The 15152-nt window shown below is 65.0% G+C and carries 15 protein-coding genes; 5 read left to right on the plus strand and 10 right to left on the minus strand.

Annotated features, from left to right (window positions below; genetic code table 11):
• Positions 1–34: 34 nt before the first annotated feature.
• Positions 35–838 (minus strand): hypothetical protein, encoded by an 804-nt coding sequence (locus M9955_16560; GenBank protein MCO5083257.1) that lies wholly within the window; start codon positions 836–838, stop codon positions 35–37.
• 153 nt (positions 839–991) lie between these two features.
• Between M9955_16560 and M9955_16565 the strand changes: the two genes are divergently transcribed.
• Positions 992–1600, plus strand: a complete 609-nt coding sequence (locus tag M9955_16565; GenBank protein MCO5083258.1) for a YqgE/AlgH family protein — start codon at positions 992–994, stop codon at positions 1598–1600.
• Between the two features lie 21 nt (positions 1601–1621).
• Here M9955_16565 and M9955_16570 read toward each other — a convergent pair whose 3' ends face one another.
• From M9955_16570 to thrC, 4 genes are read right to left on the minus strand one after another with little or no spacing between them, the layout of a single operon-like run.
• Positions 1622–4471 carry an EAL domain-containing protein gene (locus tag M9955_16570; GenBank protein MCO5083259.1) on the minus strand — a complete coding sequence of 950 codons (2850 nt, stop codon included), beginning with the start codon at positions 4469–4471 and terminating at the stop codon, positions 1622–1624.
• A 52-nt stretch (positions 4472–4523) separates the two neighbouring features.
• Positions 4524–5111 carry a GNAT family N-acetyltransferase gene (locus tag M9955_16575; protein ID MCO5083260.1) on the minus strand — a complete coding sequence of 196 codons (588 nt, stop codon included), beginning with the start codon at positions 5109–5111 and terminating at the stop codon, positions 4524–4526.
• A 22-nt stretch (positions 5112–5133) separates the two neighbouring features.
• Positions 5134–6426, minus strand: coding sequence for an insulinase family protein (locus M9955_16580; GenBank protein MCO5083261.1), 1293 nt, complete (start codon positions 6424–6426; stop codon positions 5134–5136).
• A 13-nt stretch (positions 6427–6439) separates the two neighbouring features.
• Positions 6440–7834: a threonine synthase gene (gene thrC, locus M9955_16585; protein ID MCO5083262.1), complete on the minus strand. Its 1395-nt coding sequence runs from the start codon at positions 7832–7834 to the stop codon at positions 6440–6442.
• A gap of 137 nt (positions 7835–7971) precedes the next feature.
• Between thrC and M9955_16590 the strand changes: the two genes are divergently transcribed.
• Positions 7972–8547: a hypothetical protein gene (locus M9955_16590; protein ID MCO5083263.1), complete on the plus strand. Its 576-nt coding sequence runs from the start codon at positions 7972–7974 to the stop codon at positions 8545–8547.
• A 41-nt stretch (positions 8548–8588) separates the two neighbouring features.
• On the opposite strand, the gene M9955_16595 is transcribed toward M9955_16590, so the two are convergent.
• Positions 8589–9278: an HAD family phosphatase gene (locus M9955_16595; protein MCO5083264.1), complete on the minus strand. Its 690-nt coding sequence runs from the start codon at positions 9276–9278 to the stop codon at positions 8589–8591.
• A gap of 186 nt (positions 9279–9464) precedes the next feature.
• Here M9955_16595 and M9955_16600 point away from each other — a divergent pair, with 186 nt between their 5' ends.
• A complete protein-coding gene (locus tag M9955_16600) occupies positions 9465–10598 on the plus strand; it encodes a site-specific DNA-methyltransferase (protein ID MCO5083265.1) in 1134 nt (377 codons plus the stop codon).
• Between the two features lie 145 nt (positions 10599–10743).
• Here M9955_16600 and M9955_16605 read toward each other — a convergent pair whose 3' ends face one another.
• Genes M9955_16605 through M9955_16620 form a run of 4 tightly spaced genes read right to left on the minus strand, consistent with a single transcriptional unit; the run spans position 10744 to position 13055 of the window.
• Positions 10744–11145, minus strand: a complete 402-nt coding sequence (locus M9955_16605; protein MCO5083266.1) for a nuclear transport factor 2 family protein — start codon at positions 11143–11145, stop codon at positions 10744–10746.
• On the minus strand, positions 11142–11753 hold the full coding sequence (locus M9955_16610; protein ID MCO5083267.1) for an HAD family phosphatase: 612 nt from the start codon (positions 11751–11753) through the stop codon (positions 11142–11144). Before M9955_16610 ends, M9955_16605 begins: the two co-directional genes overlap by 4 nt.
• Positions 11753–12844, minus strand: coding sequence for an A/G-specific adenine glycosylase (gene mutY / locus M9955_16615; GenBank protein ID MCO5083268.1), 1092 nt, complete (start codon positions 12842–12844; stop codon positions 11753–11755). Before mutY ends, M9955_16610 begins: the two co-directional genes overlap by 1 nt.
• Before the next feature lie 19 nt (positions 12845–12863).
• Positions 12864–13055 (minus strand): hypothetical protein, encoded by a 192-nt coding sequence (locus M9955_16620; protein ID MCO5083269.1) that lies wholly within the window; start codon positions 13053–13055, stop codon positions 12864–12866.
• Between the two features lie 661 nt (positions 13056–13716).
• On the opposite strand from M9955_16620, the gene M9955_16625 reads away from it, so the two are divergent.
• Together M9955_16625 and M9955_16630 are read left to right on the plus strand one after the other, a co-directional pair.
• The gene (locus tag M9955_16625; GenBank protein MCO5083270.1) at positions 13717–14220 is read left to right on the plus strand and encodes a DciA family protein; all 504 of its coding nucleotides are present in this window, start codon (positions 13717–13719) and stop codon (positions 14218–14220) included.
• 132 nt (positions 14221–14352) lie between these two features.
• A complete protein-coding gene (locus M9955_16630; protein MCO5083271.1) occupies positions 14353–15075 on the plus strand; it encodes a DsbA family protein in 723 nt (240 codons plus the stop codon).
• Positions 15076–15152: the final 77 nt, after the last annotated feature.

A 15152-nucleotide genomic window follows, 5' to 3' on the forward strand; every position in this document is an offset into this window, starting at 1 on the left:
TGTGACGCGAATTGCCGTCCGCCGGAGCACGAACTCAGGGATAGGGCAGGAAGCCTTGCACCGCGCCGGCCTGCGTCACCAGCGTGTATGGCAGCCCCTTACCGTCCGGCCTGGGCGCCGGCCGGTCGATGACAGGAACGCTGAAGGTCGCCGCGTCGTCGGAGCCCGTTCTTTCCGGCATGCCGAGCGTATAGCCGTCGACGCCCGCGACGAACAGCTCCACGCCGTCCGCCTTGCCGGGGAACCGCGCGGTCACCTGCACCGCATCTGCTTCCGATGATACGGCCGCGACGCCGAAATTCGGCTGCGCATCCTGCGGCAGCATGGCGAACGCATCGTCCACGATCATCGCATCGTCGGGATTGTTCGGGTCGCTTGTCGGGTCAAGCGTCAGCTCGGCCTGCACCGGAACGCAGATCGTCTCGCAGGCGCCGATGAAAACCAGCGCGCCGATCGTCACCGGCTCTGCCGGCTCGGCGAGCCGGAAGCTGACGGGAAAAGCGACGGAATGCTTGTAGCCGTTCCATGGCCCGGACTCGTCGTCGAACCGCATCGGCGCGGGAAAGGCGAGCTCGGCCAAGGCTACGTTGCTGCTGCCCGACACGTCGATGCTGGGCGGCACGCCGGAGCCTCCGGGGTCGCGCCAATAGGTCTTCCAGCCGCGCTTGAGGTCGATCTGCAGCACGCCCCTGAGCAGGCCGCTTGCGTCCGGCGCTCCCTTGGTGACGATGCGCATGCGCACGCCTTCTGCCTTGTGCCATGCGCTGGAAGAGGCGAGCGCGCCGGACGTGCAGGCGAACAGGAGCGCGACGGTGGAGAGGATCGACAGGCGCATCATTCTTTTATGCAGCTTGCTCCGGTTTTGCGCGCGTTCGCCGCATCATATTCGCGTGAGGTGGACAAAGACTTTCTCATCGGCAGGAGCGGACGAAACGAAGTTTCCTCCCGCACCGCCTTCAAACCTGCCTTAAAACACGTTACGTTTGGATTTATGGATTTGTTGCGGCGAAAAAGCGCTGCAGGCGCGCAGGGATTCCTGGACGACCACTTCCTCATCGCCATGCCGGGCATGCAGGATGACAGGTTCGCGCGCACCGTGATCTACATCTGCGCCCACAGCACCGAGGGCGCCATGGGCCTGATCATCAACCAGGCGCAGAAGATGCGTTTTCCCGATCTCATCGTGCAACTCGGCATCATGAAGGAACACGAAACGATCCGCCTGCCGGCCACGGCGCGCGATTTCGTCGTGCGCAATGGCGGCCCGGTCGACCGCAGCCGCGGCTTCGTGCTCCATTCCGACGACTACCGCGTCGATTCCTCCCTGCCTGTGTCGGAGGAGATCTGCCTCACCGCGACGGTGGACATATTGCGCGCGATTTCCGCCGGGCGCGGCCCGCGTCATGCGCTCATGGCGCTGGGTTATGCCGGCTGGGGCGCCGGCCAGCTGGAAAGCGAGATCGCGGCGAATGGCTGGCTCACCTGCCGCGCCGACATGGACATGCTGTTCGACACCGACATCGACCGGAAATACGACCGCATCCTCGCCTCGATAGGCGTCGATCTCGCGCATCTCAGCGTGACCGCCGGCCACGCCTGAGCGGTTCTCCCGCCATCGCCGTCACGCCTGTGCTGGCTGATAGTGATCCTTCAGGAGCTTCAGCGCCGCGTCCGCCGACACGGGCACGCCGAACATGAAGCTCTGCGCGTATTCGCAGCCCATCTGCCTGAGTTCCAGCGCGTCGTTCTCGTCGGCGACGCCCTCGACGACGACCGAAAGCCCCAGTTCGTGCGCCATGTTGACCATGGAGCGGACAAGCACCGTGCGCTTCGGCGTCTTGTCGTCGAGAAAGCTCTTGTCGATCTTGATCGTGTCGAAGGGGAAGCGCGTCAGATAGGAAAGCGACGAGTAGCCAGTGCCGAAATCGTCGATGGAGAGGCCGATGCCGAGCTTCTTCAGCCGGTTGAGGACGTGCGTCGCCTGCTCCGGATTGTCCATGACCAGCGATTCCGTGAGTTCGAGACGGAAGCTGCGCGGGTTGAGGTTCGAGCGCGCGATGACCGATTTCACGTCGCTCACCAGATCGCGCCGAAGCAGCTGCCGGCTGGACAGGTTCACCGAGATGAAAAGCGGCGTGTCGATCGTCTGCTTCTGCCAGAGCGCGAGGTCTTCCGCCGCCTGCTGCATAGCGAAGAGGCCGAGCTGGACGATCAGGCCGCAGCTTTCGGCGACCGGAATGAAGTCCGACGGCGGGATCATGCCACGGCGCGGATGGTCCCAGCGCAGCAGCGCCTCGAAGCCGGCGACCGTGCGGTCCTCCAGCCTGACGATCGGCTGGTAGGCGAGCATGATCTCCTTGCGCTCGACGGCGCGGCGAAGATCGGATTCGAGCTGCAGCCGGTCGGTGCCGACGGTGCGGAACGCCGGCCGGAAAGGTTCGATGCGGTCGCCGCCGAAGCGCTTGGCCTGATGCATGGCGAGTTCGGCGTCCTTCACGAGGTCTTCGGCGCTCGCATTCGTCCCGGTCCAGCTTATGAGGCCGATGGAGGCGGTGAGCACGATCTCGCGTTTGGCGAAGGTGATCGGCGCCTGGATCGCCTTCTTCACCGCGTCCGCGACGCTGGCGATGCGCGCCGGGTCCTGTTCGGAAAGCAGCATCAGGGCGAACTGGTCACCGCCGAAGCGCGACAGGGAATCGCTCGGCTTCAGCAGCCGGTGCAGGCGGCGCGCGATGGTGAGCAGGATGGTGTCGCCGGCCGAAATGCCGAGCCCGTCATTCACCTGCTTGAAGCGGTCGACATCGATGACGAAGATGGTCGGCCGCACGGAATCTTCCGACTGCGCGATGGCGACCACCGCGTCCAGCCGGTTCATGAACAGCTCGCGGCTCGGCAGGCCGGTGAGATTGTCGTGCACGGCGTCGTGCAACAGCCGCTCCTCGGCCTTCTTCTGCTCGGTCACGTCGACCAGCGTGCCGACACAGCGGATCACCTCGCCGTCGGAGCCGATCACCGGACGGGCGCGCAGCGAGAACCAGTGGTAGTGTCCGTCCGCGCCGCGCAGGCGGAAGCTCTGCGCGACCTTGCCGCGCCGGTGTTCCAGCACGACGTCGAGCGTGGTGCGGAAGGTGTCGCGGTCATCGGCATGAAGCACGGGCAGCCAGTTGCGCGCCGGGCCGCCGAGGCTGTTCGGAGCAAGCCCGAGCTGCACGCTGACGTCGGGGCGGGTGACGACGCGGTCGCGCACCACGTCCCAGTCCCAGACCGTGTCGCCGGAGCCGACGACGGCAAGCGCCTGCCGTTCCAGATCGCTGAACAGCCCGTGGTTGAGCGCCCCGCCGGCGAAGGCGTGCTGCATCACCGTGAAGCCGATCAGAAGGATGATGAGGACGAGGCCGCCTCCGAGCGCCGGCTGCACGATGTCGTTGTCCAGCGCGCCGGTCACGGTCAGCCACGATCCGGCCACCCAGACCAGCACCATCATCCAGCTTGGTATCAGCATCACCGCGCGGTCGTAGCTGCGGATGCCGAGATAGACGATGAGCACCAGTCCGATGATCGCCGTGCCGGCGAAGGAGATGCGCGCCACGCCGGCCGCCACGGCCGGATCGATGGCCGCCACGCCGGCGATGGCCAGCAGTCCCAGCACCCAGATCAGCGCGCCGTAGCTGAAATGGCCATGCCATCGGTTGAGGTTGAGATAGGCGAACAGGAACACTACCAGCGTGCCGGCCAGCGCCACCTCCGTGCCGGCGCGCCATATCTGCTCGTTGCCGGGCGAGATCTCGATCACCTTGTTGAGGAAGCCGAAATCGACGCAGATATAGGCGAGCACGGCCCAGGCGAGCGCCGCCGTCGCCGGGAACATGGACGTTCCCTTGACCACGAACAGGATGGTCAGGAACAGCGCCAGCAGCCCCGAAATGCCGATGACGATGCCGCGATAGAGCGTGTAGGAATTGACCGTGTCCTTGTAGGATTCCGGGTCCCACAGATAGACCTGCGGCAGCTTGGGCGAGGCGAGTTCGGCCACGAACGTCACCACCGTGCCGGGATTCAGCGTCACCAGGAACACGTCGGAATCCGGGCTCGGCTGCCGGTCGAGCGCGAAACCCTCGCTGGGGGTGATCGCCGCGATGCGGTTGGCGCCGAGATCGGGCCAGATGACGCCGGAGCCGACGAGCCGGAAGTGCGGCGCCACGATCAGCCGGTCGAGTTGTTCGTCCGTCGTGTTGGCCAGCGCGAACACCGCCCAGTCGCCGCTCGATCGTTCGTCGTTCGCCTCGACCTCGATGCGACGCACGATGCCGTCCGGTCCGGGGGCGGTGGAAACCTGGAAATTCTCGCCCTGGTTCGTATAGATCTCGACCGCGCGGGACAGGTCGAGCGCCACGTCGTCGCGCGAAATCTTGATCGCCTCCACCGCCGACGCGCTCGACGCGAGAAAGACGAGCGCGACCAGCGTCAGCACGAACGACGCGAGGCTGCCGGGTGCGGCCCGCAGCGTCAAGAAAGAGCCTTCATCATTTCCCGCGCACATCCGTTGCGATCAGGGCGTAGAGATAATGGTCCTGCCAGACGCCGTTGATGCGCAGGTAGGAGCGGAGCAGTCCTTCGCGTTGAAATCCGGCTTTTTCAAGCACGCGGATCGACCGCCTGTTGTCTGGGATACAGGCCGCCTCGACGCGATGCAACCTCAGCGTCTGGAATGCGTGGCCGACCAGAAGCTGCAATCCTTCCAGCATCAGTCCCTTGCCGGCATAGCGCTCCCCGATCCAGTAGCCGATCTGGCCGCTCTGGGCGACGCCGTGCCGGATATTCCCCAGCGTGATGCCGCCGGCGAGTTTTCCACCGCTATTTTCGAAAAGGAAGAAGGGGAGCGCGCTGCCATGGGCGAAATCCTCGCGGTAGCGGCTGATGCGCGACCGCCATGTGGAACGGTCGAGCTCGTCGGGCGACCAGCGCGGCTCCCATGGTTCGAGGAAGGCCCGGCTTTCGGCGCGCAGCGCGGCCCATTCATGGTAGTCGCCACGCCCGGGGAGCCGCAGCGTCACCCGCGTTCCGACGAGGACCGGGCCCTCGCGGCGTTGGACAAAGGGAAGCGCGAGCATCGCCCTGTCCGATGGTTCGGAATCAGACCGCCAGCTTTTGCTCGCCGGCTGGAAGCCGCGGCAGAGTGGCCCGGATACGGTCGTAGGAGGCGAGCGCGCCGATCGGCCCGATCGCGGCGACGGTCGGCGTGGTGGAGAACAGGCGCGAGGAAAGGTCCGTCAGGCGCTCGACCGTCAGCTTCGACAGTCGGTCGACAAGCTCATCCTTCGGGATCGGACGGCCGAACAGCAAAAGCTGGCGGGCGATCTGCGAGGCGCGGCTGGCCGGGCTTTCGGCCGACATGACCAGTCCGGCGTGATATTGCGCGCGGGCGCGGTCGAGTTCCTCCTGCGAGATCATGTCGCCGGTCTTGCGCAACTCGTCGATGATGACCGGCACCAGCCTGGCGATGTCGTCCTCGCCGGTGGCGGCGTGGACGCCGAAGATGCCGGTGTCCGAAAATCCCCAGTGGAAGGCATAAACCGAGTAGCAGAGGCCACGCTTCTCGCGCACTTCCTGGAAGAGCCGCGAGGACATGCCGCCGCCGAGGATCATCGAGAGCACCTGCGAGGCGTAGAAGTCGCGCACATGATAGGCCCGGCCCTCGAAGCCGAGCACGACCTGCGCGTCCATCAGGTCGCGCTCCTCGCGGAAGTCGCCGCCGACATAGACTGCCGGCGCGGGCGCCTCATTGTCGGAGGTCGGGCGGAAGCCGCCCAGCCGCTTCTCCACCTCGCGCACGAAGGCGTCGTGCTGGATGTCGCCGGCCGCGACCGCGACCATCCGGTCTGCCCCGTATTGGCGCTCCATATAGCCGTGTAGCTGCCGCGACGTGAAGGACTTCACCGTCTCCGGCGTGCCGAGGATCGAGCGGCCGATCTGCTGGTTTCTGAAGGCGGTCTCGGTGAAGCGGTCGAAGACCACGTCGTCCGGCGTGTCGTGGGCCGCGCCGATCTCCTGCAGGATCACATGCTGCTCGCGCTCGAGCTCGACCGGATCGAATTTGGAGTCGGTCAGTATGTCGGACAGGATGTCGATCGCCAGCGGCACGTCTCGGCTGAGCACGCGCGAGAAGAACGAGGTCGTCTCGACGCTGGTCGCGGCGTTTATCTCGCCGCCGACATTCTCGATTTCCGAGGCGATCTTGAAGGCGCTGCGGCTGCTCGTGCCCTTGAACGCCATGTGTTCGAGCAGATGGGCGATGCCGTGCTCGTCGTCCCGCTCGTTGCGGGCGCCCGACTTCACCCACACGCCGAGGGCGACGGACTCTACGCTTGGAAGGGTTTCGGTGGCGACTGTCAGGCCGTTGGACAGACGGCTTACCTCAACACCCATATAGGACTTCTCCCTAGACCGTCGCCCGAGACAGGCGGCTGATGTGCTTCTCGACCGTATCGAGGTCCGAGGCGAGCACTGTGAACTTTTCGTGACGCTGCATCAAGTCCGACAGCCATTCCGGCAGTTGCGGGGTCACGCCGCAGGCGGCCCGCACCGCATCCGGGAATTTTGCCGGATGCGCCGTGCCGAGCACCACCATAGGCGCGGTTCCTGCTGCGTTTTCAGAGACATGGACGCCGGTCGCGGTGTGCGGATCGAGCAGGTATCCATTCGCCTTCAGCGTGTTCCTGATCGTCGCCGCCGTCTCGTCCATGGTCGAGCGGCCGGCGTCGAATTCGTCGCGGATCGCCTTGATGGCCGGTTCAGCGATACGGAAACCCGACGATTGTTTGAGATTTGCCATGTATCCGCGCACAGCCGCGCTGTCGCGTCCGGAAGCCTCGAACAGCAGTCGCTCGAAGTTGGACGAGATCTGGATGTCCATCGAGGGGGAGGTGGTCGCCACCACGCCGTTCATCCGGTATTCGCCGGTCGCCAGCGTGCGCGCGAGGATGTCGTTGTCATTGGTGGCGATGACCAGCCGTTCGATCGGCAGGCCCATGCGCTTGGCGGCGTAGCCGGCGAAGATGTCGCCGAAATTGCCGGTCGGCACGGTGAAGGAGACCGGCCGGTCCGGCGCGCCGAGCGACAGGGCGGAGGTGAAGTAATAGACGATCTGGGCCATGATACGGGCCCAGTTGATCGAGTTGACGCCCGACAGCGACAGCCGGTCGCGGAACCGGTGGTCGTTGAACATGTCCTTCACCAGCCCCTGGCAGTCGTCGAAATTGCCTTCGACGGCGAGCGCATGGACGTTCGCCGCGCCGTTCGTGGTCATCTGGCGCTGCTGCACCGGCGAGACGCGGCCATGCGGGAACAGGATGAAGATGTCGGTGCGGTCGCGGCCGGCGAAAGCCTCGATGGCCGCGCCGCCCGTGTCGCCCGAGGTCGCGCCCACGATCGTCGCGCGCTCGCCGCGTTCGGCGAGGATATGGTCCATCAGCCGCGCCAGAAGCTGCATGGCGACGTCCTTGAAGGCGAGCGTCGGGCCATGGAAAAGCTCCAGCACGAAGCGGTTCGGACCGATCTGCACCAGCGGGCAGACGGCCTCGTGACGGAAGGTCGCATAGGCTTCGCGCACGAGGCGCTCGAACGTCTCCGTCGCAATCTGGCCGCCGAGGAATGGCGTCAGCACCCGGATGGCGACGTCGGCATAGGAGAGGCCGCGCATGACGCGGATGTCGGCGGCGCTGAAATGCGGCCACTCTTTCGGCACGTAAAGCCCGCCGTCGCGCGCGAGTCCCGCCAGCACCGCATCGCTGAAACCGAGAACCGGGGCCTCGCCCCGCGTACTGACATAGTGCATCAAATGTCCCCTCATGCCTGCGTGGCAGATGAGCTGTGACCAAAGGGTGAAAATCGCGGTCGCTTCAGTCGCATTTTCGCCGCCCGGTTGCTATAGAGCGCGTTCGTTGCGAGGGGAAATCTCCGATTTTCGTGCCCATGAGATCCAGTTTGCTCGACCCGCGTGTTCTGCTGCTTCCGGCCTTTTCGGTCTTTATCCTTGCCGTCGCCGGGTGCCAATCGGGCGACAGCGCCAGGACGCTGGATGTCGCCGGCGATCAGAAGCCAGCCGAACAGAAGGTGACGGAGGCGGAACTCCGCGGCTTCTGCCCGCGCGTGACGCTGCGCGACGGCACCAGCTTCTTCAGCACCTACGCCAGGGGCGGTCAGGACGATCCGACGAAGGTCGTCTATCAGGCGTCGCTCAGCGACGTCTCGCGAACCTGTGTCACCGCCGACGGCATGCTGACGATGAAGGTCGCGGTCGCCGGCCGCGTCGTGCCGGGCCCTGCCTTCTCCCCGGGCACCATCACCATGCCGATCCGCATCGCGGTCACGCGGGGCAGCGAGGTGCTCTATTCTCAGCTCCACCAGCATCAGGTGACGGTGGCGGACGCTTCCTCGGCCGCGCTGTTCGTCTTCAACGATCCGAACGTGTCCTTCCCGCTGCCGCCGGATCGTGCCGTGCAGGTTTATGCCGGTTTCGACGACGGCCCGGCGAAAAAGCCGAAATGAGCCGGGCGCGGCCCGCCCGGCCGCCGCGCATCTTTCCATCGTCAGGCGTCTTCGGACCAGACCGCGAGCGCGTCTAGCAGGTTCCGGAGTTCTGCCCAGCGCCGGATCGTGGTCTCCGCACCGGCCTCGGTCAGCACATCGGCGTGGCCGGGATAGCTGTGTGATCCTCCCGTGAAGCCGATGACGCGCATGCCGGCGCCGCGCGCGCCGTGAATGCCGTGCACCGAATCCTCGATCACGAAGGTGCGCTTCGGATCGGCTCCGAACTTTTCTGCGGCGTGGAGGAACACGTCCGGAGCCGGTTTCGGCTTTGCCGTAGGCGTTTCCAGCGCCGAGAAGATGTTGTCGCCGAAGAGCGGCTTCAAGCCGACCTTGGTCAGCATCATGTTCACCCGCTCGCTGCTCGAATTGGAGCAGACGCATTTTTTCGCGGTGACGGACGCCACCGCCTCGCGCACGCCGTCGATCGCCTGCACGCTGCGCTTGAGTTCCCGCTCGACGGCCTTTTCCGCCTGATCGATCAGCGACGCCTGAAAGGGCATGCGCGCTTCGGTCTCGACCCGGATCAGTATGTCGCGGAAGGTGAGGCCGGCATAGGTCTCGGACACCTCGGCGGCAGTGATCGGATAGCCGGCCTTGGTGATGACGTCCGCCTCGATGCGCGCCGCGATGATCTCGGAATCGACGAGCACGCCGTCGCAATCGAAGATGACCAGATCGATGTCCTGCATGGAGAGAATGTTCCGGTGAGCGGGCGGTGCGCCCCTGCGACAAGGCGCGGCCCATACACCATCGCTCCCCGATCCGCAAATTTTCACGCTTCTCCGATGTTTCGGCGGGCTGCGGTTCACCGAATATTTACGCTGACGGGTAACCATAACGGCTCGTAAACAGTAACGCGTATCCGGGTTTTCTCCATGTCTGCCTTGCGTCGTGCCGAGGAGCGGCTTTCCGCGTCCTCCAGCCCCCAGTGGCTGGATGCCATCGTGAAAGGGGACTGCGTCTCCGCCCTCGAAAAGCTCCCGGAAAAATCGATCGACGTGGTCTTCGCCGACCCGCCCTACAATCTCCAGCTCGCGGGCGACCTGCACCGGCCGGACCAGTCGAAGGTCGATGCCGTCGACGATCATTGGGACCAGTTCGACAGCTTCGCCGCCTATGACGCCTTCACCCGCGCCTGGCTGTTGGCTGCGCGCCGCGTGCTGAAGCCGAACGGCACCATCTGGGTCATCGGCTCCTACCACAACATCTTCCGCGTCGGCGCGCTGATGCAGGATCTCGGCTTCTGGATTCTCAACGACGTGGTGTGGCGCAAGACCAACCCCATGCCGAATTTCCGCGGGCGTCGCTTCCAGAACGCGCACGAGACCATGATCTGGGCCTCCCGCGACCGCGACGCCAAGGGCTACACCTTCAACTACGACGCCATGAAGGCGGCCAACGACGACGTGCAGATGCGCTCCGACTGGCTGTTCCCGATCTGCACCGGCGCCGAGCGCCTGCGCGACAGGAACGGCGACAAGCTGCACCCGACGCAGAAGCCCGAGGCGCTGCTCGCCCGCGTCATGCTGGCGTCCTCGAAGCCCGGCGACGTGATCCTCGATCCCTTCTTCGGTTCCGGCACGACCGGCGCGGTCGCGAGGCGGCTCGGCCGCCACTTTGTCGGCGTCGAGCGTGAGCAGGCCTATATCGACGCGGCCAGCGAGCGCATCGCTGCCGTCCAGCCGCTCGGCACGTCCGTGCTCAATGTGATGGGCGGCAAGCGCGCCGAGCCCCGCGTCGCCTTCGTCAATCTTGTCGATTCCGGGCTGATCGCGCCAGGCACCACGCTCTATGACGCGCGCAAGCGCTGGGCGGCGAAGGTGCGCGCCGACGGCACGCTTGCAACGGATAGCTCTGCAGGCTCCATCCACCGGCTCGGCGCCGAGGTGCAGGGACTGGACGCGTGCAACGGCTGGACCTTCTGGCACTACGAGCGCAATGGCGGGCTGACCGCGATCGACGAGCTGCGCCGAATCGCCCGGCTGAGCATGGAACAGGCGGGAGCGTAGGGCAGGGCGCAGGGGACTGCGCCAGCGAGGGACGCTCCGCGAGCTTGGGTTCCTCTCCCCCACGCAGTGGGGGAGAGGTGTCACGCGCAGCGTGACGGAGAGGGGCGTCGCGTCGCCGAGGCGTGGGTCGCGAGCCCTTTTCTTCTCAAGCCTCGTTGGCCGGCGTCCGATCCCTTACGATCACCTTCTCGATGAAGCCGTTGCGATCGAGGAACACCGTTTCCTCGCCACTGCGCGCCAGTTTCACGCCGGTTTTGGCGCTGGTCGCGTTCAGTTTCCAGACCGAGCGCACGGCGCGGTCCGAGATCGCCTCTATCGTCTCGTCTGTTGCGACCTGATCGCCATATTCGGCGAAATAGGCGCGAAAGCCCGCCATGATCTTGTCGCGGCCTTCGAACACGCCGACGCCGTCCGATACATAGACCGCCGTCTCCGTGAGGAAGCGTTCGAGCGCCTTGAAGTCGAGGGCGTTCATCGCCGCGTGATAGCGCTCGACGATGTCGACAATGTCGGACGTGGCGGCGCGTTGCGCTGAAAGGTTACTCATACCTGTATTCCGTGATCGGCCAGCGCCGTCTTCAGAGCTGGCGGGTTGGTGAAGTGGATCGCCTGCCATCCGGCAGAGCGGGCTGCATCGACGTTCTTCGTATTGTCGTCGATGAAGAGGGTCGCATCCGGGGCGAGCGCGAAAGTGCTCGCGTGGAGCGCGTAGATCGCCGGGTCGGGCTTGATCAGCCTGACTTCCGCCGAAACGGTGACGCCGCGCGGCTCGTTCAGGAAGCCGAAACGCCGGCGAGCCTCGACAAAGGTGTCCGCCGCCCAGTTGGTCAGCATGGTCACGTCGCGCCCCTGCGCGATCAGTTCGCGCAGGATCGCCACCGAGTCGGCAATCTCGTAGGGCACCATTTCGTGCCAGTGGCGCCGGAAGTTGCGGATGTTCTCCGCATGCTCGGGATGCTCGGCGATGAGCAGCGCCTCGGCCTCCTCCCAGGTCCGGCCGCGATCCTGCTCGATGTTCCAGTCATGGGTGCAGATATTCTCGAAGAACCATCTGCGCTCCTCCGGGTCCGGAATGAAGCGGCTGAAGGGCAGGTTCGGATCGTAGTGGACCAGCACCATGCCGATGTCGAAGACGATATGCTTGATCTCTGCCATCAGTGTCTCCTGGCGGGAATCTTGCGGGTCGCGCCCGGAAGGGCCGCCTCGATAGCCTTTTTCATCACCGTGGGTAAAGCCTCGAAGGGCAGATCGGCCGGCGTCGACCACCACGCCTCAGGCATCCGTGCGCGGCCGTCCACCTCGGCGCGGAAGACGTCGAGCGTCAACGAGAAATGCGTGAAAACATGGACGATCTGGCCGGAAAAGCGCCAGTCGGCGGCAAAAGGAGCCGCCTCCGCGCCGGTCGCGCCGTCGAGCCGCGCCGTCCACGCCGTGCCCGGTATCTCGGCCATGCCGCCCAGCAGCCCTGTCTCGGCGCGCTTCCTCAAGAGCACGGCGCCGTCCGGCCGCACCGCCACGAAGGCCGCGCCGCGCCTCGCCGGCCTTTCCGCCTTGACGGCCTTGACCGGGAAGCGTTCCGGGTCGCCTTCGGCAAGGGCCGCGCAATCGGACTTTACGGGGCACATCATGCAGGCCGGCCGGCGGGGCGAGCAGATCGTCGCGCCGAGATCCATCATCGCCTGCGCGAAGTCGCCGGGACGGTCGGTCGGCACCAGCGCCTCGACCAGCCGCCTGATCTCCGGCTTCGCTTCCGCCACAGGACGCTCGATGGCGTAAAGCCGCGAAATCAACCGCTCGACATTGCCGTCCACCACGGTCGCCGGCCGGCCGAAGGCGATCGCCGCCACCGCTCCCGCCGTATAGGCGCCGATGCCGGGCAGGTCGCGCAATCCGGCTTCCGTATCCGGAAAGGCGCTGCCGAACGCGCCCGCCACCGTCTCGGCGCACTTCTTCAGGTTGCGCGCGCGGGAATAGTAGCCGAGCCCGGCCCACGCCTTCATCACGTCGTCCTGCGTCGCCGCCGCCAGCGCGCCGACATCCGGCCAGCGTTCCACGAAGGCGCGGAAATAGGGTTTCACAGCCTCGACCGTCGTCTGTTGCAGCATGATCTCCGACAGCCAGACGCGATAGGGATCGGGCCGCTCGCCCGCCGCGATGCGATCGGGCGGCACGCGCCACGGCAGGTCGCGGTGATGCCGGTCGTACCAGTCGAGCAGGCGCGCGGAGAGGAAAGGGGCAGTAGCCATTCCGCCGCAACTAGGTCTTTCAGGCCGCCGCTTCAACATCCATGTCCCAGCCGCTCGATAAGGCCTGCCCGAAGCAGGACCGCGACATCCGCATGCGCCCGCGATAGTCGCGCTCCAGCGCCTTCGCGAGCGCGCGAATGGAGGACGCGCCTGCCTTCTTCAAGGCGCGCAGCAGCATCCAGCGATTGAGCGTAAGCAGCCCGAACAGCATTCGGCATTCTCGAAGCCGATTGAAGCCGGCTCCACGAAGCGGTCGCCTGCGTCCAGTCTAGTAGCCATCTTCATGGCGTCTCCGAAGAAACCGCCGAACGTACCGGCATAAAGTTTGACCTCACTCATCGGCGGTCTCCTTTCACGTCGCTTCGGTGAGAGAGTGTCAGTTATCAAGTGTGAAGTTGACCCGAATGTAGGGGAGCCATTCACGCTTTACTTCGGCCCACAAGTCTATGGACGTTAACTGGCATTCTGTTTCATCTACGTCACCCTCGCCGGTTATGACCGTAAGGACCTCGCTGCTTTGCACGGGTATCAATCCACACCATGAGCCTGTCGCGGGGACTAGGGAATTCGCAGCAAAATCCAACTTGTGATCGACCAACCATAGCTCCCAGCCGAGAATTCTGATCCCGTCGATGCGGCATGACGCTAGGAAGGGGGATATGTCAGCCGGAACAAAACCCATTTCTCCATTGCCGGCTAGGAATGCCCGGGCTTTCACGTCTTTGGGAAGTGATGCTGGATACCTCATCATTGGAACGTATTTTGGGTGCGCGAAGGTTCGCAATGGTCCGCCACAAAATTTCAACTGGGATACTACCCGAAGCAGCAAGCCGAGCGGTTGGCACAGTTTGCACCGCGGGATATTAACCCATATGGCCAAATTCGCGCCTCGTCATCCGGTCGCCGTCAGCGATCTCGTCACCGACGTGCTCGATCCGGTGCTGCGCAAGCGCGCCGGCATTTCCGTCGGGCTGGTGCAGTCGTGGGAGGAGATCGTCGGCGCGCGGCTGGCGGCCACCTCTCGCCCGCTGAAGATACAGTGGCCGCGCCGCGCGGACGACGGCGATCCGTTCGAGCCGGCCACGCTGGTCGTTGCCTGCGAGGGGCTGGCCGCGCTGCATATCCAGCACGAGACGACGGAGATCATCGGCCGCGTCAATTCGTTCCTCGGCTTCAACGCGATCGGCCGCATCCGCATCGTCCAGAAGCCGGTGCACGCTGCCGGGCCGGCCCCGCGCCCGAAGCCCCGGACGATCACGGAAACGGAGGCCGCCGGGATCTCCGCGAAGGTGTCGCGGATCGAGGATGACGGCCTGCGTGAGGCGCTGGCGCGCCTCGGGCGTTCGATGCTCGGCGAAAAGGCGCGAAAAACCTGAGCAAATGCCTCATTCGTGAACGATATGCGTGCTTTGGCGATTGGATTGCCCGCGAGAATGCCGTAATTCGCGCGGCATCTCGCCTTTTCGCCCTCTCTCGGTACAAAATCCCATTCGCTTTCAGGTGATTCGATGATCCGTTCCATTTCGCGCAGGCAGTTGGTCGTCTCGCTGGCCGTCGTTTCCGTGGCGTCGCTGCTCGCGGCCTGCGGTGATTCCGACAAGGCGGAAACGCCGCCTTCCACCGAGACGCCGCCTGCCGAAACCAAACCCGCCGAGACTAAGCCCGTGAATGTGCCGCAGCCTGCCGGCACTGTCGACGTCGCCAGGCTGATGGAGCCCGGCGCGCTGCCGGAAAAATACCTCGGCAAGGAGGACGCGCCGGTCACCATCGTCGAATATGCCTCGATGACCTGTCCGCACTGCGCGCATTTCCATGAAACGACGCTGCCGGAGCTGAAGACGAAATATATCGACACCGGCAAGGTGCGGATGGTTTTCCGCGAATTTCCGTTCGATCCGCGCGCGGAAGCCGGCTTCATGCTGGCGCGGTGCTCCGACGACAACTACTTCCCGATGATCGACGTGCTTTTCAGGCAGCAGAACAGCTGGGCCGGCGTGGAGAATGCCAAGGAAGCGCTGCTGCAGATCTCGAAACTTGCCGGTTTTTCACAGCAGAAGTTCGAGGAATGCTTGACGAACCAGAAGCTTCTCGACGACATCAGGTCCGTGCGCACGCGCGGCGCGAACGAGTTCAAGGTGGATTCCACGCCGACCTTCTTCATCAACGGCAAGCAGTACAAGGGGGCCCTGTCGATTGCGGAAATGTCGGCGATCATCGACCCGCTGCTTTGACGCACCCGCGCTGATCGTTTCCGGCGTCGGCGCTTCCGTGCGCCGTTCGCCCTGTGCCGAAGGTCGGAGACCTCCCG

Source organism: Rhizobiaceae bacterium, assembly GCA_023953845.1.
GTDB lineage: Bacteria > Pseudomonadota > Alphaproteobacteria > Rhizobiales > Rhizobiaceae > Arvimicrobium.